This is a genomic window from Streptomyces ovatisporus (assembly GCF_042653885.1).
Classification (GTDB): domain Bacteria; phylum Actinomycetota; class Actinomycetes; order Streptomycetales; family Streptomycetaceae; genus Streptomyces; species Streptomyces ovatisporus.
On the sequence record NZ_JBHSFH010000004.1, the window covers coordinates 141,794 to 165,671 of the forward strand.

Sequence of the window (23,878 nt, forward strand, 5' to 3'; positions counted from 1 at the left end):
GCGGACGGCGAACAGCACGGCCTGCTGGGGAGCCGTTGTCGGTGGCGTACGGCACCATGGCCCGTATGCATGGGAGCGAACCACCCGGCCCCTCTTCCTCTCCGCCCGGCCGGCAGGGTCAGCAGATGCCCGCCGGGCGCTCCGAGCCGTCCGACGCCCCCGACTCGTCCGGGCCGTCGGCACCGGCCGAGCTGCCCGAGTACGCAGAGCGCGTCCTGGACACCGCGGATCGCATCCCGCCCGGCCGGGTGCTGACCTACGGTGACGTCGCCGAGTGGCTGGAGGAAGGCGGGCCCCGCCAAGTGGGCCGCGTGATGGCGCTCTACGGCGGGGCCGCCCCCTGGTGGCGTGTCGTACGGGCTGACGGGGCGCTGCTGCCGGGCCACGAACTGCGGGCGCTGGAGCACTACCGGGCCGAGGGGACGCCGCTGCGCGAGGCGGGACGCGCGGCCGAGGGACACATACCGCGGATCGACATGCGCAGAGCACGGTGGGACGGCGGGGACTGACCACTTCCTGCGGCTGCTCACAGTCATCACCTTCCGCCATTCCCGCGCGCTGCCCGCAGCGAGCCACCCGTACGGAGTACACGAGTACCGCGCTGCGGCCCGTGTGCCCGCTGGCGTAGCGTCTGCACCACTCAGCACAGACCCTCCCCGAGGCGATCCACGTGAGCTCCTCCATCCCGTCCGACGCGCAGCGGCCACCCCCCGGTGACCTCGCCCCGGCCCCCGGTACGTACCGCCTGGTGCGCACGCCGCCCGCGCCCTCGGACCCTCCTGCCTTGGACGCACAGCAACGCCGGGTGGTTGACCATTCCGACGGGCCCCTGCTCGTGCTGGCGGGACCCGGAACGGGCAAGACCACGACGCTCGTCGAGGCCGTAGCCGAGAGGGTACGGGCGGGCGGCGACCCGGAACGCATCCTCGTCCTCACCTTCAGCCGCAAGGCCGCGGTCGAACTACGCGACCGTATGGCAGCGCGCCTGGCCGGTGACACCGGTACGGATCACGAAGCCGTACCGCCTTCCGGACGGGCGGCAGCTCCGCAGGCGACCACCTTCCACTCGTACTGCTACGCGCTCGTCCGGGCCCACCAGGACGCGGACCTGTTCGCCGAGCCGCTGCGCCTGCTGTCCGGACCGGAGCAGGACCTCTACATCCGCGAACTGCTGGAGGGCCAGCTCGCGCTGGAAGCCGAGGGCCGGGGCCGCATCAGCTGGCCGGACGAGCTGCGTGCCTGCCTCACCACCCGCGGCTTCGCCGACGAGGTACGCGCAGTGCTCGCCCGGAGCAGGGAGCTGGGCCTGGGTCCCGAAGCCCTCGGCACGTTCGCACGGCGCACCGGACGTCCCGACTGGGCAGCGGCTGCGGCGTTCCTCGCGGAGTACTTGGACGTGCTCGACGCGCAGGGGGTGCTCGACTACGCGGAACTCGTGCACCGCGCCGTCCTGTTGGCGGAGAGGGAGGAGATCGCGGCGGAGCTGCGGGAACGGTACGACGCCGTGTACGTGGACGAGTACCAGGACACCGACCCCTCGCAGGTCCGGCTGCTCCGAGCACTGGCGGGCGGTGGGCGCGACCTGGTCGCGTTCGGAGATCCCGACCAGTCCATCTACACGTTCCGCGGCGCGGATGTGAACGGCATCCTGGACTTCCCGGAGGTCTTCCGGCAGCGCTCGGGCAGGGCCGCTCCCGTACACGTACTGCGCGCCGCCCGCCGTTCCGGTGGCCGGCTGCTGGCCGCCACCCGCGAGATCACCGCGCGCATCCCGCTGACACGCCTGCTGGCGGAGGCCGTACGTGCCCACCGCGGGCTGGTTGCGCAGCGTCCCGGGGGCAGCGTGGAGACCTACACCTTTCCCACCGTGGGAGCAGAACTCGACAACGTCGCGGACTTCTTGCGCCGCGCCCATCTCGAAGACGGCGTCGCGTGGAGCGAGATGGCGGTCCTCGTCCGTGCGGGCGGACGTTCGATACCCGCTGTGCGCCGTGCGCTGACGTCCGCCGGTGTTCCTCTGGACGTGGACGGCGACGATGTGCCGCTGCGTCACGAGCCTGCGGTGGCGCCCCTGCTCACGGCTCTGCGGGCAGTGGCGCGGGCTGCGATCTCGTCAACAGCCGCCGAGCCGGCACGACCTGATGTACCACAGCAGATCGGACGACCGGACAGTCGCCTGGGCGTCAGCACAGACGCACGACGGGACGACCGACGGGACAGCAGCACGGACGGACGACAGGCCAGGAGCACGGACGCACGGGACAGCAGCACGCAGCCCACCCGTCCGGCCTCTGTCCGCGCGTCTGCCCCGACAGCCGACGACTGGCTCGACGCGGAGACCGCCCTCACGCTCCTCACCTCGCCGCTCGGCGGGATGGACGCGGCGGACCTGCGCCGTCTCGGGCGGGCGCTCCGGGAGGAGGAGCGGGCGGCGGGAGAGAGCATCCCGCGTCCGTCCGACGTGCTGCTCACCGAAGCGCTCGCCGAGCCCGAACGCCTCGTGGCGCACGACCCGGCGTACGCCAGGGGCGCGCAGCGTCTGGGGCTGTTGCTCCGTAAGGCGCGGGAGCTTCTCGCGGGCGGCGGAACCGCCGAGGAAGCCCTGTGGCTGCTGTGGGACGGCACGCCCTGGCCCCAGCGACTCGAACGTGCCTCTCTGCGCAACGGCGCTTCCGGACGTAACGCCGACCGCGATCTGGACGCCGTCTGCGCATTGTTCGCCGCCGCGGCACGCGCAGAGGAACGCAGCGGCGGACGCGGCGCGTTGAATTTCCTGGAGGAGATCGACGCCCAGGACATCGCCGCCGACACACTGACGGGCCGTGCCGTACGTCCCGACGCCGTACGGCTGATGACCGCGCACCGCTCGAAGGGGCTGGAGTGGCGTCTCGTCGTCGTCGCGGGCGTCCAGGAGGGGCTCTGGCCGGATCTGCGCCGCCGGGGCTCGCTGCTGGAGGCCGACCGCATCGGAGGCGACGGCCTCGCCGAACCGCTGTCTCCCGGGGCGCTGCTGACGGAGGAACGCAGACTGTTCTACGTGGCGGCCACGCGCGCCAGGGAGCGGCTGATCGTCACCGCGGTGCGTGCTCCGGCAGACGACGGCGACCAGCCTTCCCGGTTTCTGGGCGAGTTGGGCGTCGAACCCAAGTCCGTCACGGCCAGGCCCCGGCGGCCCCTTTCGGTCTCCGCGCTCGTCGCCGAGCTGCGGGCCACGGCCGTCGATCCCGCAGCGTCGTCCGCTCTGCGTGAGGCCGCAGCTCAGCGCCTCGCCCGACTCGCGGCGATGCACGACGACGAGGGCTACGCGCTCGTACCGGCAGCACATCCGCAGCGCTGGTGGGGTCTTCACGAACCGACGCGGTCCGAAGTGCCGCTGCGGGACCGGGACAAGCCAGTCGTCCTGTCCGGCAGCGCGCTCGACCAGTTGGCCAACACCTGTGCCCTGCAGTGGTTCCTGGCGCGAGAGGTGAAGGCGGACGCTCCCGCCACTGCCGCGCAGGGCTTCGGCAACGTCCTGCACGTGCTGGCCGACGAAGTCGCTTCGGGAGGTACGCCGGCCGACCTGGACGTACTGATGGAACGCCTGGACACGGTGTGGGACGGGCTCGCATTCGAGGCGCCGTGGAAGTCGCGCCAGGAGAAGGAGAGCGCGCGGGCGGCGCTGGAGCGGTTCCTCCGCTGGCATGTCACCCAGCGCGGCGAAGGGTCCGGGAGACGCCAAGTTGCGGGCTCCGAGATCGGGTTCGACGTCACGCTGGAGGCGGGGGAGTACGAGGTGCGCATCCGCGGCAGCGCGGACCGGGTCGAGAGCGACGCGGCGGGGCGCGCCTACGTCGTCGACTTCAAGACCGGCAGAACGAAGCCCAGCGGGACCGAGGTCGCGCGCCACCCGCAGCTCGCCGTCTACCAGTTGGCCGTGCGCGAAGGGGCAGCCGACCACCTCTTCGACGGCGAACGTCCGGAACCGGGCGGCGCCGAGCTGGTGCATCTCCGGCTCGGCGCAACGCAGCGCGACGGGGGCGGCACACTGCCCGTGGTGCAGCGTCAGGAGGCCCTGCAGAACCCCTTGCAGGACGAATCGACGGCACAGCGCGCCCCTGGCGAACCCGTCGAGGAGAACGGGGGAGAGGAGTGGGTCGGCGAACTGCTCGCCACGGCTGCCGGCCGGGTCCTGGACGAACGCTTCACCCCCTCACCCGGCCAGCACTGCACGCACTGTTCGTTCCGCAGTGCGTGCTCGGCGCGTTCCGAAGGACGGCAGATCGTCGAATGAGGGACGGTCGGGCCGCCGTCCTCCGCGGAGCAGCCGGCTGCCGCGCCGTCGGCTTGCCCTGCTCCCTCCATCCTTGCGGCAGTTGACGACACGGCAGGTCGACGGCAGGTCGACGACAGGTCAACCGCGAGGCAGACGGCAGCATCGCCGAGGAGCCGTCTTCCACGGCTGCCGCGGCAGTTGTCGGTGCCGCCCGTTAGCGTCTCTTGCGTGCCCGCACGACTCAGCGACACCGAACAGCTCAAGGAGCTTCTCGGTGTTCCCTTCACCCCGGAGCAACTCGCCTGCATCACGGCGGCTCCCGCTCCCCAAGTGATCGTGGCCGGTGCGGGTTCCGGCAAGACGACGGTGATGGCAGCCCGCGTCGTGTGGCTGGTGGGCACCGGGCAGGTGCTGCCCGAGCAGGTGCTGGGACTCACCTTCACCAACAAGGCGGCAGGCGAACTGACGGAGCGCGTGCGCAGAGCGCTCGTACGCGCGGGGGTCACCGATCCCGACCCGGTCGACCCCGAACACGCCCCGGGCGAACCGCAGATCTCCACGTACCACGCCTTCGCGGGACGCATCCTCACCGAGCACGGGCTGCGTCTGGGGATCGAGCCCGGGGCCAGGCTGCTCGCGGACGCCACCCGCTTCCAGCTCGCGGCGGGCGTCCTGCGCTCGGATCCCGGCCCCTTCGAAGCGCTCACGAAGACCGTCTCCGCGCTCGTCGAGGATCTCCTCGCGCTGGACGCGGAGCTGTCGGAGCATCTGGTCGCTCCGGACGGACTCCGTTCGTACGACACCGGACTGCTGGCCCAGCTGCGCGACGCCCCGCTCACCAATGCCACGCTGCGCAAGGTGCCGGAGGCGGCCCTCGGCCGCGCCGAACTGCTGGGCCTCGTCGAGAAGTACCGCGCACGCAAACGGGAGCGCGACCTGCTCGACTTCGGGGACCAGATCGCGCTGGCGGCAACACTGGCGCGCGACGTGCCGGAAGTCGGCCGCATCCTGCGCCAGGAGTTCCCGGTCGTACTGCTCGACGAGTACCAGGACACGTCGGTGGCTCAGCGCGTGCTGCTCGCGGGCCTGTTCGGTGCCCCGAGCGGGGAGGGGAGCGGAGGCGCAGCCGCGTCCGCCGGTGCCGGCCATGCCGTCACCGCTGTGGGAGACCCCTGCCAGGCCATCTACGGCTGGCGCGGCGCGTCGGTGGCCAACCTCGACGACTTCCCGCACCACTTCCCGAACGCGGACGGCACCCCGGCACAGCGCTTCTCGCTCAGCGAGAACCGTCGCAGCGGCGGCCGGCTCCTCAGCCTCGCCAACTCCCTCGCCGCGCCGCTGCGCGCACGCCACGAAGGTGTCGAGGCGCTTCGTGCGGCCCCAGGAGCGGAGCGCGACGGGACAGTGCGATGCGCCCTGCTGACCACGCACACCGAGGAACTGGAGTGGCTGGCCGACTCGCTCGCCCACCTCGTGCGAACGGGCACACCGCCCGGTGAGATCGCCGTACTGTGCCGCGGCGCGGCCGACTTCGCCGAGATCCAGGGTGCGCTGGTGGCACGCGAACTCCCGGTCGAGGTGGTCGGTCTCTCCGGACTGCTGCACCTTCCGGAGGTCGCCGACCTCGTCGCCACCTGCGAGGTTCTGCAGGACCCGACGGCGAACGCCTCTCTCGTCCGTCTGCTGACGGGCCCGCGCTGGCGGATCGGCCCCCGAGACCTCGCGCTGCTGGGGCGGCGTGCCCGACTGCTCGTACAGCATGCGCACCACCAGGACGACGACCCGGCCGGCCGGCTGGCCGCCGCAGTGGAAGGCACCGACCCCGCAGAGGTCGTCTCGCTCGCCGACGCCCTGGAGACCTTCCTGGAGTCGGACGGGTACGAGGACGACCTCCCCTTCTCGGCAGCGGCACGTATGCGGTTCGCCAGGCTGGCCGCCGAGATACGCGACCTGCGGCGCTCCCTGGCCGACCCGCTGATGGACGTACTGCACAGGGTGCTGACGGCGACCGGCCTGGAGGTCGAACTGTCCGCGTCGCCGCACGCGTTGGCTGCCCGCCGCCGCGAGACCCTCGGCAACTTCCTCGACGTCGCCGCGGGCTTCGCGGCAGTCGACGGTGAAGCGACACTGCTGGCGTTCCTCGGGTTCCTGCGTACCGCTGCGCAGTACGAGAAAGGCCTCGACAGTTCGCTGCCCGGCGGTGAGAACACCGTGAAGGTCCTCACCGCCCACAAGGCGAAAGGGCTGGAGTGGGACGTCGTCGCAGTGCCGGGACTCGTGGCGAAGCAGTTCCCGAGTGAACAGCCCCGCGAGTCATGGCTCCGCAGACCGCGAGTCCTGCCGCACGCCCTGCGCGGTGACGCGTCGACGCTGCCGGACGTGGCGGAGTGGAACGCGAAGGGCGTCAGGGACTACGACACCGCGATGCGCGACCACCAGGCCACCGAAGAACTCCGCCTCGGCTACGTCACCTTCACTCGCCCCCGCTCCCTGCTGCTCGGTTCCGGCCACTGGTGGGGACCCGCCCAGAAGAAGCGCCGGGGCCCGTCCGTCTTCCTGGAGGCCCTGCGGGAGCACTGCGACGCCGACCCCTCACACGGTGAGGTCGAGCGCTGGGCGGACGCTCCCGCAGACGACGCGGACAACCCTCTGCTCGCGGCCGCGGCAGACGAACGCGCCTGGCCGATGCCGCTGGACGCGGAGGCCATGGCGCGGCGGCGTGCGGCGGCGGACGCGGTTCGCGCACACCTGGACGAAGGCCGCGGCAGTGGGGATGCGGAGACCGCAACCCCGGATCTCACGCCGGATCTCACGCCGGATCTCACCCCGGAGGAGGCCAGGCTCGCCGTCTCCTGGGACCGTGACCTGGAAGCGCTGGAAGGGGAGTTGCGGCGCTCCCGCCGCACCGAGCGGGACGTCCCGCTGCCCGCCTCCCTCACCGCGTCCCAGCTGATGCGCATGGCGGCCGACCCCGACGGGTTCGCGCGGGAGCTGGCGCGTCCCATGCCCCGTCCGCCCGAGCCCGCTGCCGCCCGCCGGGGCGTGCGCTTCCACGCCTGGGTGGAGTCCCGGTTCGAGGAATTGACGCTTCCGATGCTCGGACCCGACGAGTTGCCCGGCGGCGAGGACGACGGCGTCCAGCCGCCCGAGATCGCGGACGAGCGGGATCTGGCAGCTCTGAAGGAGGCCTTCCGGCGCTCGCCGTACGCCCACCGCTCTCCGTACCGCGTCGAGGAGCCCTTCCAGCTGGAACTCGCGGGGCGCGTGATCCGTGGACGCATGGACGCCGTCTACCGAGAGGTCGGCCCCGACGGCACGGAGACGTACGAAATCGTCGACTGGAAGACCGGCAGGTCCCGCGCCGCTGATCCCCTGCAGCTGTCCGTCTACCGCCTCGCGTGGGCCGAGAAGGCCGGAGTGCCGCTCGCTTCCGTCTCCGCGGGATTCCTCTACGTCCGCAGTGGCGAACTGGTGCGCCCCGCCGGACTCCTGGACCGCTCGGGCCTGGAACGTGTCCTGAGCGGCGACGGGAGCACCGAGGACCTCGGCGAGGGCACAGCGGCCGGTACGGGGGAAGAACAGCCGTCACCCGAGACGGAGAGCGCCACGGGCCCCCGCCCCCCGAGGGACGGAGCGAGACCAACGGGTACGGACGCACAGGCAGGCGCGAGGGGCCCGGGGTGAGCAGGCACGGCGCTCGGTAGCGCCCCCGTACGCGATGCGGATGGTCGCCCGAATGCCGGATAGGCTGCCCGGCATGAGCAGCAGCCCGGCAGCTCCGGACGACGCCGTCCGGGCCTGCATCGAAGAGTGTCGTGCCGCCTTCCTCGACGACCTCGTGGACTGGCTGCGCATTCCGTCCGTGTCCGCCGACCCGGCGCACGCGGACGACCTCACGCGCAGCGCCGCCTGGCTTGCGGGGAAGCTCACCGCGACGGGATTCCCGGTCGCGGAGATCTGGGAGACGCCGGGTGCGCCGGCCGTGTTCGCGGAGTGGCCGTCGGGCGACCCCGAAGCCCCCACCGTCCTCGTCTACGGACATCACGACGTGCAGCCCGCGGTCCTGACGGACGGATGGCACTCGGAGCCCTTCGTTCCGGAGGTACGCGACGGCCGTCTGTACGCGCGGGGCGCCGCCGACGACAAGGGACAGGTCTTCCTGCACACACTGGGCGTACGGGCGCACCTCGCCGCGACTGGCCGCGCCGCCCCCGCCGTCAACCTGAAACTGCTCATCGAGGGCGAGGAGGAGTCCGGCTCACCGCACTTCCCCGACCTGGTCCGGGAGAAGGCCGGCCGTCTCGCCTGCGACGCCGCGATCGTCTCCGACACCGGCATGTGGTCTGCGCAGACGCCGACCGTGTGCACCGGCATGCGGGGGCTGACCGACTGCCAGATCGACCTGTACGGACCTGACCAGGACATCCACTCCGGCTCGTTCGGCGGTGCAGTGCCCAACCCGGCCACGGAGGCCGCCCGGCTGGCGGCGCGTCTGCACGACGAGGACCACCGCGTCACGCTTCCCGGTTTTTACGACGGCGTCGTCGAACTCTCCGAGGAAGAGCGGCAGCTCTTCGCCGAGCTTCCGTTCGACGAGGACACCTGGCTCCGTACGGCGCACTCCTACGCCACCCTGGGCGAGCGCGGCTACACCACCCTGGAGAGGATCTGGGCCCGCCCGACAGCCGAGGTCAACGGCATCGGCGGCGGGTACCAGGGCCCCGGCGGCAAGACCGTCATCCCGTCGAGCGCCCAACTGAAGCTCTCCTTCCGGCTCGTCGCGGGCCAGGACGCGGAGAAGGTCCAGCAGTCGGTCCGCGACTGGGTGTCGCGGAGCCTGCCCGCCGGCATCCGGCACGAGATCACGTTCTGGGGTGCCACACGCCCGTGTCTCACGCCCCTCGGCCATCCCGCGCTGCAGGCAGTCGTGCGGTCGATGGAGCGGGCGTTCGGAACGCAGGTCCGCTTCACACGTGAGGGCGGCTCCGGCCCTGCGGCCGACGTGCAGGACGTGCTGGGGGTGCCGGTGCTCTTCCTGGGCATCTCCGTCCCTTCGGACGGCTGGCACGCTCCCGACGAGAAGGTCGAGCTCGACCTCCTGATGACGGGGGCCGAGGCCGCGGCCTGTCTCTGGTCGGACCTCGCTGAGAACTGGAGCCCCCGGAGCACGCAGAGCCACACGCCCAGGCAGGCGGCCGAGCAGGCGCAGCGCCCGTCACAGCGCCCGTCACACAGCCCGTCACAGAGCCGGGCCCGGAGCGAGCAGGACAATGCCGGATGACGCCGGCCCGCACCCGCCGCGACCGGCCCACGTGCGCTCCGCCGTCGCACACGCACAGCACCCCGTAGCCCCACGCAACGAGCATCACTCGCAGGAGGAGCAGGAAGCCCACGTGACCACCTCGACCGACCGCCGCAGCGCCACCGACACCTGCCCCATCACCCTGACCGCCACCGGCGGCATCGACCGCGCCGCGAACCAGCGGATGGACGAGGCCTGGCTGGCGGCGGCATGGAGCCACCCGACGACACGGGTCTTCGTGGTCTCCGACGGCCAGGCGCTGATCGAGGACGACGGCGCGGGCCGCACGGAACTGGTGATGATGCCGTCGTTCGACGCCCCCTTCACCGAGGCCCACCGCTACTTCCTGGGCATCGACGAGGACGGCGTCCGCTACTTCGCCCTCCAGAAGGACGTGTTGCCGGGGCGCATGGACGACATCGCGCGCCCCGCCGGGCTTCGCGAAGCGGGCGTACTCCTCTCGCCGCGTGACGCCGAACTGATGGCGCACGCCGTGGGGTTGGAGAACTGGCAGCGCACACACCGCTTCTGCTCCCGCTGCGGCGAACGTACGGTCATCGCGGCGGCCGGACATCTGCGCCGCTGCCCGGCCTGCGGAGCCGAGCACTATCCGCGCACCGACCCGGCCGTGATCATGCTGGTGACGGACGACAAGGACCGTGCCCTGCTGGGGCGGCAGATCCACTGGCCGGAGGGACGCTTCTCCACGCTCGCCGGGTTCGTGGAACCCGGTGAGTCGCTGGAGGCCGCGGTCGTCCGTGAGGTCGGCGAGGAGGCGGGCGTCGCGGTCGGCGAGGTGGAGTACGTGGCCAGCCAGCCCTGGCCCTTCCCGGCCAGCCTCATGCTGGGCTTCATGGCGCGTGCCACCTCACCGGAGATCCGGGTGGACGGCGACGAGATCGAGGAGGCCCGGTGGTTCTCCCGCGAGGACATCAGGGAGGCGATCCGCACCGGAGAGGTGCTGCCCCCGGCCGGCATCTCCATCGCCGCGCGCCTGGTGGAGCTCTGGTACGGGGGTCCGCTGCCGAGGCCCGAGCGGAAGCACTGAGCGGGGCGAGCACACGTCCAGGTGCACGAAGGCCCCGCCGCGAGGGCGGGGCTTCGGTGCCGCGGGAGCGGGGCGCCCGGCCGGCGCCGCGGTTTCCTCAGCCCAGGGCGGCCTGCACCTGTGCGAGCGACGGGTTGGTGAGCGTCGTCCCGTCGGGGAAGAGCAGGGTCGGCACGGTCTGGTTGCCGCCGTTGGCCTTCTCCACGAAGTCCGCCGACTCCGGATCGTGCTCGATGTTGATCTCGGTGTACGCGATCCCCGCGCGGTCCATCTGGCCTTTCAGCCGACGGCAGTAGCCGCACCATGTGGTGCTGTACATCGTCACGTTTCCCGCCATGGGTCTTCGCGCTCCTTCGTGTCCGTTGGTGCCTGAGGGAACGTACGAGCGAACCGGACCATTCCCGGGTCGCCGGACTGCCCGTACGGCGGTCCGGGGTGCCTCCCCACGGACGGCCGGTGCAAGAGTCCGTAGGACGATACGACTTCAGCTGTGGACAAGCGTCACGGCCTTCCGGACCACCTGGCAGCATGGCGGGGTGACAGCAGCAACGGACCCCACCCTGTTCTCCCAGCCCGATCCGGACGCGTACGCGCCCCCTCGTGACGCAGACGCGGTGCTGGAGGGGCTCGATCCGGAGCAGCGCGAAGTGGCCACGGCACTTCACGGTCCGGTCTGTGTGCTCGCCGGTGCGGGCACCGGCAAGACCCGCGCCATCACCCATCGCATCGCCTACGGCGTGCGCGCGGGCATCCTGCCTCCGGCCGGCGTGCTCGCGGTCACCTTCACCAGCCGTGCCGCGGGGGAGATGCGGGGAAGGCTGCGCCAGCTGGGGGCGAGCGGCGTCCAGGCGCGTACGTTCCACTCGGCGGCACTGCGGCAGCTCCAGTTCTTCTGGCCGCGGGCGGTCGGGGGCGAACTGCCCCGGCTGCTGGAGCGCAAGGTCCAGCTCGTCGCCGAGGCGGCGGCGCGCTGCCGCCTGCGCCTCGACCGGAACGAACTGCGGGATCTCACCGGGGAGATCGAGTGGTCGAAGGTGACGCAGACGGTGCCGGAGGACTACCCGGCCGTGGTGGCCAAGGCGAGCCGGGTGCCCCCGCGCGACCCGGCGGAGACCGCCCGCGTCTTCGGCATGTACGAACAGCTCAAGCGTGACCGCTCGGTCATCGACTTCGAGGACGTGCTGCTGCTGACGGTCGGTGTGCTGCAGGACCGTCCCGACATCGCGGAGACCGTCCGCGGGCAGTACCAGCACTTCGTGGTCGACGAGTACCAGGACGTCAGTCCGCTCCAGCAGCGGCTGCTGGAGCTGTGGGTGGGGGACCGGCAGAACCTGTGCGTCGTGGGGGACGCGAGCCAGACGATCTACTCCTTCACGGGCGCCACCCCGGACCACTTGCTCAACTTCCGCACCCGGCATCCGGACTCCACCGTCGTCAAACTCGTGCGGGACTACCGCTCCACGCCGCAAGTCGTCCACCTGGCCAACGGCCTGCTCTCCCAGGCGACCGGCCGCGCCGCCGAGCACCGCCTGGAGCTGGTCTCGCAGCGGGAGGCCGGCCCCGAACCGGCGTACGTGGAGTACGCGGACGAGCCGTCCGAGGCCGAGGGCACCGCCAAACGCATCCGCGAGCTGATCGACTCGGGTGTTCCGGCCAGCGAGATCGCCGTGCTCTACCGCATCAACGCCCAGTCGGAGATCTACGAGCAGGCACTGGTCGACGCCGATGTGCCGTACCAACTCCGGGGCGCCGAGCGGTTCTTCGAGCGTCCGGAGGTCCGTGAGGCAGGCGTGGCGCTGCGCAGCGCCGCACGTTTCGGGGAGAACGACACCCTCCTCGACGGCGCCGTGGACCTTCCCTCACAGGTACGCGCCGTCCTCAGCGGCAACGGCTGGACTCCGGACCCCCCGGCCGGCTCCGGAGCTGTGCGCGACCGCTGGGAGTCCCTGGCGGCCCTCGTCCGGCTGGCCGAGTCCCTCACGGCGGCCCGTTCCGCGGCGGGCAAGGAGCCCCCGGCACTGGGCGACTTCGTGACGGAACTGGACGAGAGGGCCAACGCCCAGCACGCCCCGACGGTCGAAGGCGTCACCCTCGCCTCCCTCCACTCCGCCAAGGGCCTCGAATGGGACGCGGTGTTCCTGGTCGGGCTGACGGAGGGCATGATGCCGATCACCCACGCCAAGACGGACGTGCAGGTCGAGGAGGAGCGCCGTCTGCTCTACGTCGGCGTCACCAGGGCACGTCGCCATCTGACTCTCTCGTGGGCGCTCTCGCGCTCGCCGGGAGGCCGCGGCGGCCGGAGGCCGAGCCGGTTCCTCAACGGGCTGCGCCCCGGAACGACCGCGACGGGCGCACGTACCGCCGGCGGCCGCGGCGGCGTCGACCGTGGGCGGAGCGAGGGCAGCCGGACGCGCAAGCGCCGCGGACCTGTTCAGTGCCGGGTCTGCGGACGTTCGCTGACGGACCCGGGCGAGATGAAACTGATGCGGTGTGAAGACTGCCCGTCCGACCTCGACGAGCAGCTCTACGAGCGGCTGCGCGAGTGGCGTTCCGAGCAGGCGAAGCAGTTGGGGCAGCCCGCGTACTGCGTCTTCACCGACAAGACGCTCCTGGCGATCGCGGAGACGGTGCCCGACGGGGAGGCCGCGCTGGCACGGATCTCCGGAGTGGGGGCACGCAAGCTGGAGCGGTTCGGTGCTGATGTCCTCGCGCTGTGCGCGGGCGAGCAGTTGGGCAGTGAGAACACCGACGATTCGGAGGATGAACCGTCCGTGCCCTGATCGCCGGGTCCCGCGGAACCGCCCGGCCCCGAACCGGGCCCTCAGCTTCAGCGGGGCCGCGCGCCCTGCTCCGACGGAGTCCTGCACCTGCTCCGGAAGGTTTTCAGGAGAGGGCGGAAAAATAGTTTGCGCGCGCTGTCCGGAGCACCATAGCCTTCCGGACGTGGACAGGGCGGGGGCTTTTCGCCCCACCCCATCCATGCTGTACTGACTCCTGCACGTTTGCGGATCTGCTTCGGTTGATCCCCCGAGTCGCCGAGAGGAGGCGAGCCCAGTGATCAGCTTCATCACCACCAACCAGATGACCGACCGCTCGGTCGTCGCCTCATGCCTGCTCGGCTCCCGGCTCAACGGCACCGGTGTGTCCCGCGTCGTTCCCAGCGGCGGCGTGCGACAGGCCAAGGGGGTCGCGGTAGCGGCAGCAGTGGCACAGGAAGCGACCTACGCCCTCACGTTCGCCGCCGCTGATGCAGGCATCCGCAACGAGAAGCCGAAGCACAACCCGATGTGGGCCTTCCGTGGGCTCGAACCCTGGAGAGATCCAGCCTGATCGGCAAGATCAGGTCGGCACCTTCCAGGGCCGCGGAACCCACACCGGGATCCGCGGCCCTTCTGTTTGCCCCCGTCCGGCCACCAGCCGGGCCGACAAGACAACAGACATCGACAGACGAGGAATTCCGGCAGTGCACCCCGACACGCACACCCCGTCACCCACGACAGACCTGATGCCGCCTGACGCCACCACGGAGGACCCTGTGCCCGCCCCGCTGATCACGCTCACCCAGCTCGACGACGCCATCGAGCGCCTCGACGTCACCGTGCCCTGCCGTTCCTACGACCCCGAGGTCTTCTTCGCCGAGGCTCCGGCCGACGTGGAGTACGCGAAGACGCTCTGCCAGACCTGCCCGCTGCGCGAGGCCTGCCTCGCCGGCGCAAAGGACCGCCGTGAGCCGTGGGGCGTCTGGGGTGGCGAACTGTTCATCCAGGGCGTGGTCGTTCCCAGGAAGCGTCCGCGTGGCCGCCCGCGTAAGAACCCGGTCACGGCATGACGACCGCCGGCACGATCGACCGCCCGATGACGCGCGATCCGCAGCTGCGTCACCTTCCGAAGCAGGACCCGACGATGACACCCACCTCCGAGACTCCCGACCGATCCGGAATCGACGCGAAGTCCTCGCGTCAGAACAGGAACCGAGAAATGCAACTCATGCCGGAATCCCTGGCCCGAGCCCATATGAACGACCGCCTGCACGAGGCCGAGTCGCAACGCAGGGCCCTGCGCGTCACGTCGGCCCGTCGCCTTCAGCGCCGCGCCGAACGTGCCTCCATGCGCGCCCGCCGGGCGATCGCCATGGCGGTCATGCAGTGAATCAGCGGAGAGCCGGGGCGTCATGCCCCGGCTCTCGGCTTTGCACGGCGATAACTTTCGAAGAATGGACGACGAGAAGAGCAACGCGGGAGAGGCGCGAGAGACCTCCTGCACCGGTTGCGGAAAGGCCGCCCGGGAGGTCCCTGTCCCTGTGAGCTGGGTGAGCTCCCATGAGAAGGGCGAGGCCCGCTACTTCTGCGAGAACTGCGCGCGCGAGAACATCAGAGCCATCGAGGGGCGTCTCGATTCGTCCTGGTGGTGAGCAGTCCGCCGCCTTCCGCTGCTACTGCCCGACATCCAGCAGCTCGGCCCGTTGGTGGCCGGCCACCAACGGCTCGACGCGCAGTACCCCCGCAGGTGCCGCCGATCACGCAGGTTGCCCCTCCGTGGGGAGGAGGTCCTCGTCCCCGTCCTCACCGGCGAAGCCGGGTACCCAGGCTTCCATCTCCTCCCGCATCCGCACCGACGCCCCGAGCTGGCACAGCACGCCGATAGTGCTCAGCGTCACCCGGTGCAGGAGCAGATACGAGGGCGGCAGATTGAGCTGCTTGCCCAACTGGTGGGCGGGCGAGCGCGGATCGGCGATGCGCGCGGCCTGCTCGCGCATCCAGCTCCGGTCGAAACGGAAGGCCTCCGCCCGCGCCGGTTCGATGACGGGGACCAAGTAGTCCAGTACTTCGGCCGGTTCCAGCTCGATGGAGTCCTTGACGAACCCTTCCGCGCGCAGAAGTTCGTAGACGGCCTCGGCCTCGCCCTCGATGACCATGCGCAGCGCCGTGCCGATCACGGGCGGCAGCCCCTCCGGAAGCCTGTCCACGGTGCCGAAGTCCATCACCCCCAGCCGCCACTGGCCGGTGCCGTCCTCCGACCCGTCCCCGGGTATCAGCCGGAAGTTACCGGGATGGGGGTCGGCGTGCAGCAGTCCGGTACGAGCTGTGCCGGAGCAGAGGAAGCGGGCCAGAAGCTGCCCCGCCCGGTCCCGTTCGTCCTGGGAGCCCTCGGCTATCACCTCGGCCAGCGGGACCCCGTCCATCCACTCGGTGACCAGCACCTGCTCGCACTGGTGCACCACGTCTGGGATCACGACATCCGGATCATCCGCGAACTCCTCCGCGTAGGTCCTCTGAGCCTCGGACTCCAGGCAGTAGTCAAGCTCTTCGCTGACCCTGTCGCGCAGTTCGGAGATCAGGGGCTTGATGTCCATCCCTGGTATGAGGGGGCCCAGCAGCAGGGCGAACCTTCCGAGCTGGGTGAGATCCGAGATCAGTGCCTCACCGGCGCCTGGATACTGCACCTTCACTGCGACTTCACGTCCGTCATGCCAGACGCCTCGATGGACCTGGCCGATCGATGCCGCTGCCGAGGGCTTGTCCTCGAACTCCTCGAAGAGGTCCCGCCAGTCCTCGCCCATCCGCTCGGTGAGCACCTGGTGCACGGTACGGGTCGGCATCGGCGGGGCGGCTTCCTGGAGCTTGGTCAGCGTCGCCCGGTATGGCCCGGCGATCTCCTCCGGAAGCGCCGATTCGAAGACGGAGAGCGCCTGCCCGAACTTCATGGCGCCCCCCTTCAGCTCACCCAGCACCTTGAACAGCTGCTCTGCCGTTCGCTGTTGGAGGTCGTGGCCCACCAGATCGGCTGACAGGCCGCCGATGCGCTTGCCCAGTCCCCAGGCGGAGCGGCCTGCGAACCCCAGAGGCAGTGCAGCCAGCTTCGCGGTACGCGTGACTGCCTTGCGGGGGAGATCGGACATGGGCCCCTCCAACTTCCAGACGGCTCTACCGGACAGCACCGAGGACGGCGGCCATCAGGCCATTGTGGCCTCTTCCAGGACTCCCGCCGAGGGTGGGCGTTCCGCTGTCACCAAAGCGGCACCGCACGGACACCCAGGATGAGCTGAGAACTGTTCGGTGTCACCGGTCAGATGCGGCATGGAGAAGCGCACCCTGTAGCCCGCCGCGCAATCGCCGTCGCCGTCCAGATGACTCAGCGCGTAGGAGGCGATGGCCCCCGCGACCATCGTCGCCAGCGTGACATCGCACGCAGGAACCCCCGCCCGCCGTCTCCCCGACGTTCGCCACTGCCCCACGACCAGCGGCCAGCTCGGTTCACGCTCGGCCCGTCCACGCAGGAGGCATCCCGCGCAGGGAGAGACCCCCGGGAGGACCAGCGGCCCCACAACCCCTGTGCTCTCCACCACTCCGCCGTACAGATGCGGTGTCCCTGCCTGGACGAACCCTTCCGAGGCCGCCGGATCCGGGGCGTAGGCGTCCAGGCCGTCGCGCGGCGTCATCACCACCAGGCCGATCGCCCCCCGGACACGGGCGCGTGCCCGGGAGCGCCAGGGCCTCACCCTGCTGACCGCCTTTCGGGCAGCGGCATCACGGCGTTCCCCGACCGCGTCCGCCGCGATGCCGCCCGGCATGGCGTCCCACGGTTCCACGTGACCCCCGTCCACGACGTCGACCTCGCCCACCCCGGCAGCTGACAGCGTCGATGCGACCAGCGCCCCGACCCGCCCCGCTCCCCGCACCTGGACGCACTTCTCCCTCCGGGCCACGAGTCGGCGCAGCCCACCGCCCGGCTCCCGGTGCACCACGGACAGTGACCCCAGGTCGGGCCGCAAGCCCTCGCTCACACGTGCCGCGGCCTGCCGGTCCGCGGTGGCGTCGTCGAGCACTCCGGCCGAGGAGAGCCTCTCCACCAGCCGGTCCGCCGTCGTGGGGGAGAGGCCAAGCCGGGCGGCCTCTTCCCGCAGCTGGACGAGACTTCGCGTCCCGTCCATCAGCTCCATGAAGCCCGCGGTCGTGTCGTCCACCGGCCCCAGCAGTACGGCGTGTGCAGGCGCCGCGCCGTACTGCACCGTCTGCCTGTCACGCCAGGCCCGCCGCAGTGCGGGCTTGATCATCGGATGCATGCGTTTCCCGTTCCGTGCTGTGCCGTCCAGTCCTGGCTCTCTGCCGCCGGGGACAGAATGCGGTTACGGGACCAGAGGCCGCCGGAAGTTATCCACAGGCTCGGGAAGTAGTCGTATGAAGCGAGTGCGTATCGGGGTAAATGCCTCGAACCCGACCGGAGGTGGGACTTCCGTCAGTGTCAGCGGGTAACGTCGATGCGTGCCCGCCGACCCGCTGAACAGCACCAGCCAGCAGGCGGTCGAAGTGCGTCGCAGCGCGCGCCGCAGACGTACGGTCTCCGCCTATCGCGAGGGTGACCGCACCGTCGTGATGATCCCTGCCCGGATGTCTCCGGACGAGGAACAGCGCTGGGTCGGTGTCATGCTCGACAAGCTGGCGGCCCAGGAGAGCAAGCGCCTTCTGGGGGACAGTGAGCTGGCCGCACGCGCCGCCCAGCTCTCCGAACAGTATCTGGAGGGCCGCGCGCAGCCCGCGTCTGTGCGCTGGGTCACCAATCAGAACACCCGATGGGGTTCCTGCACGCCCGCAGAGGGCAGCATCCGGCTCTCGCACCGTCTGCGCGGCATGCCTGAATACGTCGTCGACTACGTCCTCCTGCACGAACTCGCACACCTTCTCGTGCCCGGACACGGCCCGCGGTTCTGGCAGTTGCTGGACGTCTATCCGCGTACGGAGCGGGCGCGTGGCTTTCTGGAGGGAGTCGTCGCCGCCGACCGGCTTCCCCATCTTCCTGCCGCACGCGACGAGTGAACTCCGCGTTCCATTGGATAACCTGACGTTTTCAGCGACATGCATCTGCGGACGGGGGGACGGTCGTTACGTATGGCCAGGGAATTCCAGCGCGGCCACAAGGCCAAGATCAGTGATCTGACAGCCGGGCGGGATCTGTACGTGGGTGTGCAGATCGCCGGTCCCGGACTCTCCTTCGACATCAGCTGCTTCGGGCTCGACGCCGACGAACGGCTCTCCGACGACCGGTACTTCATCTTCTTCAACCAGCCGAAGTCGCCGGAGGAGTCGCTGCAGCAACTCGGCGAACAGGCAGGCGACACGGAGTCGTTCCGGGTGACGCTGGACAAGATCCCTTCGCAGATCAAGCGTCTCTCGTTCACCGCCGCTCTCGACGGTGACGGCCAGATGTCCCAGGCCGGGGCGGGCTACATCCGGATAGTCGCCGGCGGTGAAGAGGTGGCGCGGTATTCGTTCGACGGCTCGGAGTTCAGTACCGAACGCGCCGTGATGCTCGGGGACTTCTACTTCAAGGACGAGTGGCGGTTCGCCGCCGTGGGCCAGGGCTTCGACGGCGGCCTCGACGCGCTGCTGCGCAACTTCGGCGGCGAGGTCCTGGAAGAAGAGGAGCAGGCAGCGGCAGAACCCGCTCAGGCTCCGGGTTTCGCGCCTCCGGGAGGTGCCACGCAGGCACCGGGCTTCGCGCCACCGGCAGGCGCGGGTGACGGCGCGCCCGCTCCGGCCGCGAGCACTCCACCCGCCGCGAGCGCCCCACCGCAGCAGGCTCCGACCTTCGGTGCACCACAACCGGCAGCCGCGCAGGGAGCTCCGGCTCCGGGGACGGCGGCACACGCCTCCGCTCCGACGATCGCCGCCCCCGACGCCTTCTCCCCCGGACAGGCCCCGCCCGTCCAGCCGGCGCCTCCCGGCCCGCCGGGACCGCCCCCGCAACAGGCTCCCCCTGCGCAGACGTACAGCCCTCCGCAGGCGCCTCAAGCACCACACGCGCCACAGGCTCCGTTCGCCCCGCAGGCGCCCCAGGCACCCCAGGCCCCCTTCGCCGCTCAGGCCCCGCAGATACCCCAGGGACCCGCCGCCGGCATGGGCGTCACGCTCGACAAGTACCGCGAGGCCCCCACGGGCCAGCGCTGGACGCTGCAGAACGAGCAGCTGACCCGCGTCGATCTCGGTATCGACGGCCAGCCCGTCCTCGCCCGCCAGGGCAGCATGGTCCTCTATCAGGGGAAGGTCGACTTCAGCTACAAGGGGGCGGGCTTCCGCGGCCGGATCGTCGGCAACGCCACCGGCCAGGAGATGCAGCTGATGCGCTGCACCGGCGGGGGCCAGGTCTTCTTCGCGGAGGAGGCCGCGACTCTCCACCCGATCGAGTTGCAGGGAGACTCGATCTGCGTCTCGGCGGACCACGTCCTCGCGTTCGACGAGGGTCTTCAGTACGAGGTGCGCAGGATCGAGGGCCACGGCATCCCCGGCGGCGCGCTCTTCACGATGGTCTTCCAGGGCACGGGCACCGTCGTCGTCACCACTCAAGGCCCGCCTGTGGTCCTTCCGGTCACCCCCACCACCTTCGCCGACGCCGATGCCGTCGTCGCCTGGTCCGCGGCGGCCCAGGTCATCGTCTCCAGCCAGGTCCGGCTTCGCCGTCAGGCCTATCCCGGGCACAGCGGCGAGACAGTGAACCTCCAGTTCCGCGGTGCGCCCGGAAACTTCATCGTCGTCCAGCCCTACGAGGTGTGAGGAGCCCGTCATGGATCAGCAGCTCATCGCGGGCTACGCCCCGTCCCAGCCCGTCGCCCGAATGGAGAACCACGGGCCGCACATGCTCAAGGTCGTCATGCAGAGCGGCCACGATCTCTTCGCCCGCGTCGGTTCGATGATCGCCTACGAGGGCTTCGTGCAGTACGAGCCCAACCCGCCGGCGGTGCGTCAGCGGGCCTCCCAGTGGCTCACCGGCGAAGGTGCGCCGCTCATGCGCTGCCACGGCGACGGCCTGCTCTACCTGGCCGACTACGGTGCGAACGTCGTCGTCCTGAACCTCAACGACGAGAGCATCTCCGTCAACGGCACGAACCTTCTCGCCTTCGACGCCCATCTCGAATGGGGAGTGCAACGGGTGAAGGGCATGGCGAAGTTCGCAGGCCAGGGCCTCTTCAACGTGGCGGTCTCCGGCACCGGCTGGGTGGCTCTGACCACCCGTGGCCAGCCCGTCGTCGTCGACTGCGGCCGCGGCGAGGACGAGACGTCCGTGGACCCCGACGCCCTCGTGGCCTGGTCGACGCATCTGAAGATGAAGGGGAAGCGCAGCTTCAAGGCGTCCTCGATGATCGGGCGGGGCAGCGGTGAGGCCTACCAACTGGGCTTCTCCGGCCAGGGATTCGTCGTCGTACAACCGAGCGAGGACAGCGCCGACCGCCTGCGGGCACGAGGCTGACGGGGGAGGACGAAGGATCATGCAGAGCCCGCTTTTCGGCTACACCGAGGTCCAGAGCCAGGACCGCTACACACTGCAGAACCCGAAGCTGCTGCGCGTCTCCCTCACCGGCCATGAGGACGTGCTCGCCCGCAAGGGCAGCATGGTCGCCTACCAGGGAATGCTGGAGTTCGACGGGGAGTACCAGACGCCTCAGCAGCGGCGCGCGAGAGCGAGGACGGGCGAAGGCCTCGACCTGATGCGCTGTTCCGGGCAGGGAACCGTCTATCTCGCCAACCTCGCCCAGCACGTGCACGTGGTCGACGTCGAACGCGACGGCCTGACCGTCGACAGCGCCTACGTCCTCGCCCTCGACTCCCACCTGCACTGGGAAGTCATCGCGGTCGACAGCCAGTTCGGTGTCTCCGGGTCCGGCAAGTACAACCTCAACATCACGGGGCAGGGCAAGGTCGCGCTGATGACCTCCGGCCTGCCCCTGATGATGCGCGTCTCGCCGGACGCCTACTCGAACGCGGATGCCGACGCGGTCGTCGCCTGGTCGAGCTCCCTGCGCGTACAGATGCAGGCGCAGACCAGCGCTTCCCAGGTGTGGCGTCGCCGCGGAAACACCGGCGAGGGCTGGGAGTTGAGCTTCATGGGCCAGGGGTACGCCCTCGTCCAGCCGAGCGAACTGCTCCCTCCCCAGAATGCCGTGGTCGGCCAGGGACTCCGCGCGCAGTACGGCATGGGCCCGCACGGAGCGGCCGGCCAGAACCAGGGAAACATCTTCACCAACTGAGCAGGCCGACGATCCGGGGTCCTGTGGGGAGACCGAGTCCCTTAGGAGACCGGCCCCCCCCCAAACGAGACCGGGCATCCCGGCTGTGCTGGTTCAGCCCAGCACAGCCGGGCTCAGTCCGCCCTGTTCCCGACCATGGCGCGTACGTGCTCCGTGAGCCGGACCACCGACTCGTCGGCAACAGCCGCGACTTCGTCGTAGCCGAACCAGCGCAGCTCCAGCGACTCCTCGCTCACCTGCTCCAGCGAGCCCGCAGGCGCCAGCGCCGCGTACTGGACGTCCAAGTGCCAGGCGCACGGCGTCTGATGCCGGTCGAGCCGCACCGGCCCGCCCGGCATCAGCGTCAGACCGCCGATGCCCGACTCCTCCGAGGCCTCCCGCAGGGCGGCCTCCTCGAGCGTTGCGTCCTCCGGCTCGCAGTGCCCGCCCATCTGGAGCCACATCCGCAACTTGCGGTGCAGCGTCAGCAGGACGCGGGCCCCTCCCGGATCGATCACAAGGGCACTGGCCGTGATGTGGCCGTCCTTGCACGCCTTCCACATGCCGTCCGGGTGGGACCGCAGATGACGGACGTAGTCGCCGCGCAAGCGCTCCTGGCCCTCGTCGGGGGCAGGCCATCGAGTCAGTGTCCGCGCGGCGTCCTCGAGCAGGTTCACTTCTTCCCGTCGGTGTCGGTGTCGTCGTCGCCGTTGCCCTCGCCGCCGCTCGCGCCGGAGTCTTCGCTCGCGGAGCTCTTGCCGCTGCCGGCCCCCTCGGCGGCGTCCCCCAGCATCTTGTCCAGTTCGGAGAAGTCGGCGTTCTCGCTGTGCACGAAGCCGTCCGGATCGTCCAGGTCGGCCGCGGTGGGCAGCATGTCGGGGTGGGCCCACAGCCCGTCGCGTCCGTCCACGCCCCTGGCGTCCGTCAGCGAGGCCCACAGCCGGGACGCGTCGCGGAGCCTGCGGGGACGCAGCTCCAGCCCGATCAGGGTGGCGAACGTCTGCTCCGCGGGCCCGCCCGAGGCCCGGCGCCTGCGCAGCGTCTCCCGGAGAGCTGAAGCCGACGGCAGGTGAGGCTCGGCGGCCGCGTGAACCACCGCGTCCACCCAGCCCTCCACCAGGGCGAGAGCCGTCTCCAGCCGTGCCTTCGCGGCCTGCTGCTCCGGTGTGTCCTCAGGCTGGAACATGCCCTGCTGGAGTGCTTCCTGCAGTTCCTCGGGCCGCTGCGGGTCGAACTGGCCGACCACGTCCTCGAGCTTGGAGGTGTCGACCTTGATGCCCCGGGCGTACCCCTCGACTGCTCCGAAGAGATGCGACCGCAGCCACGGCACGTGGGCGAAGAGCCGCTGATGGGCGGCTTCACGGAGCGCGAGATACAGCCGGACTTCATCCTGCGGGACGCCGAGCCCCTCACCGAGCACGGACATGTTCCCCGGCAGCAGCGCGGCCTTTCCGGGCGGGCCCAGCGGCAGTCCGATGTCGGACGAGCCGACCACCTCGCCCGCGAGTACGCCCAGGGCCTGACCGATCTGCGTACCGAACATCGCGCCGCCCATGGAGCGCATCATCCCGAGCAGCGGACCGGCCATGGCCTGCATCTCTTCGGGCAGCACGTCCCCCATGGCCGCACCGACGCGCTCGGCGACCGGGTCGACCAGGTCCTTCCACACGGGGAGCGTCAGCTCGACCCACTCGGCACGGCTCCACGCCTCCGCGGTGCCGGAGCCGGACGGCAGGGACGTCGCACCGTCCAGCCACAGGTCTGCCAGCCGGACGGCTTCCTCGACCGCGGCGCGGTCGCTCGGGCCGATGCTGGCGTCCTTCGTGGCCTTCTCCGAACCCTCCGGAAGAGCGTCATGGCCGGGCGGCCCGGCTGCGACGGTCTGCCGGGCGATGTCCTTGGCCATCTCCCAGTTCACCGGGCCGCCCTCGTAGGAGAGCATCTGGCCGAGTTTCTGGAAGGCGGCACCGAGGTCGTTGGGGTCCATGCCGCCCTGACCGCCGCCGAGCGAACCGAACATCGCTGCAAGCGGGTTGTCGGCGCCGGATCCACCCGGGACCCCGCCGAACCCGAAGGGCCCGGGGGCCCCGCCGCGGCCGCCCTGGCCGCCGCCCTGACCGCTCTGACCACCTTGGCCACCCTGGCCGGCGCCCTCACCCTTCTTCTTGCCCTCGTCCCCGTCTTCGGGCTCCTCGGGAGGTACGCCGAATCCGAATGGGAAGTCACTCACGGGTTTCCTCGGCTCTGTCTCGTGGGTCTGGTGCGTGCAATGTC

General features: G+C 70.7%; 19 protein-coding genes. 14 read left to right on the plus strand and 5 right to left on the minus strand.

What is annotated here, in order from left to right; genetic code table 11:
• Nucleotides 1–125: 125 nt before the first annotated feature.
• From ACFPA8_RS05505 to nudC, 5 genes are all read left to right on the plus strand, one after another.
• Nucleotides 126–509 (plus strand): MGMT family protein, encoded by a 384-nt coding sequence (locus ACFPA8_RS05505; RefSeq protein WP_386443145.1) that lies wholly within the window; start codon nt 126–128, stop codon nt 507–509.
• A gap of 173 nt (nt 510–682) precedes the next feature.
• Nucleotides 683–4,273: an ATP-dependent helicase gene (locus tag ACFPA8_RS05510; protein WP_386444622.1), complete on the plus strand. Its 3,591-nt coding sequence runs from the start codon at nt 683–685 to the stop codon at nt 4,271–4,273.
• A 210-nt stretch (nt 4,274–4,483) separates the two neighbouring features.
• On the plus strand, nt 4,484–7,939 hold the full coding sequence (locus ACFPA8_RS05515) for a UvrD-helicase domain-containing protein (RefSeq protein ID WP_386443148.1): 3,456 nt from the start codon (nt 4,484–4,486) through the stop codon (nt 7,937–7,939).
• A 73-nt stretch (nt 7,940–8,012) separates the two neighbouring features.
• On the plus strand, nt 8,013–9,536 hold the full coding sequence (locus ACFPA8_RS05520; RefSeq protein WP_386443151.1) for a dipeptidase: 1,524 nt from the start codon (nt 8,013–8,015) through the stop codon (nt 9,534–9,536).
• A 112-nt stretch (nt 9,537–9,648) separates the two neighbouring features.
• Complete coding sequence (gene nudC, locus ACFPA8_RS05525; RefSeq protein ID WP_386443154.1) at nt 9,649–10,605, plus strand: NAD(+) diphosphatase; 957 nt, start codon at nt 9,649–9,651, stop codon at nt 10,603–10,605.
• 97 nt (nt 10,606–10,702) lie between these two features.
• Here the strand turns inward: nudC and ACFPA8_RS05530 are convergent, their stop codons facing one another.
• The gene (locus ACFPA8_RS05530) at nt 10,703–10,942 is read right to left on the minus strand and encodes a mycoredoxin (RefSeq protein ID WP_386443157.1); all 240 of its coding nucleotides are present in this window, start codon (nt 10,940–10,942) and stop codon (nt 10,703–10,705) included.
• Between the two features lie 199 nt (nt 10,943–11,141).
• On the opposite strand from ACFPA8_RS05530, the gene ACFPA8_RS05535 reads away from it, so the two are divergent.
• The 5 genes from ACFPA8_RS05535 (at nt 11,142) to ACFPA8_RS05555 (ending at nt 15,016) form a co-directional block, all read left to right on the plus strand.
• Nucleotides 11,142–13,385, plus strand: a complete 2,244-nt coding sequence (locus ACFPA8_RS05535) for an ATP-dependent DNA helicase UvrD2 (RefSeq protein ID WP_386443159.1) — start codon at nt 11,142–11,144, stop codon at nt 13,383–13,385.
• A 274-nt stretch (nt 13,386–13,659) separates the two neighbouring features.
• A complete protein-coding gene (locus ACFPA8_RS05540) occupies nt 13,660–13,935 on the plus strand; it encodes a hypothetical protein (protein WP_386443162.1) in 276 nt (91 codons plus the stop codon).
• 133 nt (nt 13,936–14,068) lie between these two features.
• Nucleotides 14,069–14,434 carry a WhiB family transcriptional regulator gene (locus ACFPA8_RS05545; protein ID WP_386443165.1) on the plus strand — a complete coding sequence of 122 codons (366 nt, stop codon included), beginning with the start codon at nt 14,069–14,071 and terminating at the stop codon, nt 14,432–14,434.
• Nucleotides 14,431–14,754, plus strand: coding sequence for a hypothetical protein (locus ACFPA8_RS05550; protein WP_386443167.1), 324 nt, complete (start codon nt 14,431–14,433; stop codon nt 14,752–14,754). Before ACFPA8_RS05545 ends, ACFPA8_RS05550 begins: the two co-directional genes overlap by 4 nt.
• A gap of 64 nt (nt 14,755–14,818) precedes the next feature.
• Nucleotides 14,819–15,016: a hypothetical protein gene (locus ACFPA8_RS05555; RefSeq protein WP_386443170.1), complete on the plus strand. Its 198-nt coding sequence runs from the start codon at nt 14,819–14,821 to the stop codon at nt 15,014–15,016.
• A gap of 105 nt (nt 15,017–15,121) precedes the next feature.
• Here the strand turns inward: ACFPA8_RS05555 and ACFPA8_RS05560 are convergent, their stop codons facing one another.
• On the minus strand, nt 15,122–16,504 hold the full coding sequence (locus ACFPA8_RS05560) for an ABC1 kinase family protein (protein ID WP_386443172.1): 1,383 nt from the start codon (nt 16,502–16,504) through the stop codon (nt 15,122–15,124).
• Between the two features lie 54 nt (nt 16,505–16,558).
• Nucleotides 16,559–17,668 (minus strand): ThiF family adenylyltransferase, encoded by a 1,110-nt coding sequence (locus tag ACFPA8_RS05565; RefSeq protein WP_386443175.1) that lies wholly within the window; start codon nt 17,666–17,668, stop codon nt 16,559–16,561.
• A gap of 199 nt (nt 17,669–17,867) precedes the next feature.
• Between ACFPA8_RS05565 and ACFPA8_RS05570 the strand changes: the two genes are divergently transcribed.
• The 4 genes from ACFPA8_RS05570 to ACFPA8_RS05585 all read left to right on the plus strand — a co-directional run bounded on the left by ACFPA8_RS05570 (nt 17,868) and on the right by ACFPA8_RS05585 (nt 21,625).
• On the plus strand, nt 17,868–18,419 hold the full coding sequence (locus ACFPA8_RS05570) for a M48 metallopeptidase family protein (RefSeq protein WP_386443178.1): 552 nt from the start codon (nt 17,868–17,870) through the stop codon (nt 18,417–18,419).
• A gap of 72 nt (nt 18,420–18,491) precedes the next feature.
• Complete coding sequence (locus tag ACFPA8_RS05575) at nt 18,492–20,153, plus strand: TerD family protein (protein WP_386443181.1); 1,662 nt, start codon at nt 18,492–18,494, stop codon at nt 20,151–20,153.
• Between the two features lie 10 nt (nt 20,154–20,163).
• Entirely contained in the window at nt 20,164–20,847 is a 684-nt protein-coding gene (locus tag ACFPA8_RS05580) for an AIM24 family protein (RefSeq protein WP_386443184.1), read from the plus strand.
• Nucleotides 20,848–20,866: 19 nt separating this feature from the next.
• Nucleotides 20,867–21,625: an AIM24 family protein gene (locus tag ACFPA8_RS05585; protein WP_386443186.1), complete on the plus strand. Its 759-nt coding sequence runs from the start codon at nt 20,867–20,869 to the stop codon at nt 21,623–21,625.
• A 113-nt stretch (nt 21,626–21,738) separates the two neighbouring features.
• On the opposite strand, the gene ACFPA8_RS05590 is transcribed toward ACFPA8_RS05585, so the two are convergent.
• Nucleotides 21,739–22,281, minus strand: a complete 543-nt coding sequence (locus ACFPA8_RS05590) for an NUDIX hydrolase (RefSeq protein ID WP_386443189.1) — start codon at nt 22,279–22,281, stop codon at nt 21,739–21,741.
• On the minus strand, nt 22,278–23,834 hold the full coding sequence (locus ACFPA8_RS05595) for a zinc-dependent metalloprotease (RefSeq protein ID WP_386443192.1): 1,557 nt from the start codon (nt 23,832–23,834) through the stop codon (nt 22,278–22,280). Before ACFPA8_RS05595 ends, ACFPA8_RS05590 begins: the two co-directional genes overlap by 4 nt.
• Nucleotides 23,835–23,878: the final 44 nt, after the last annotated feature.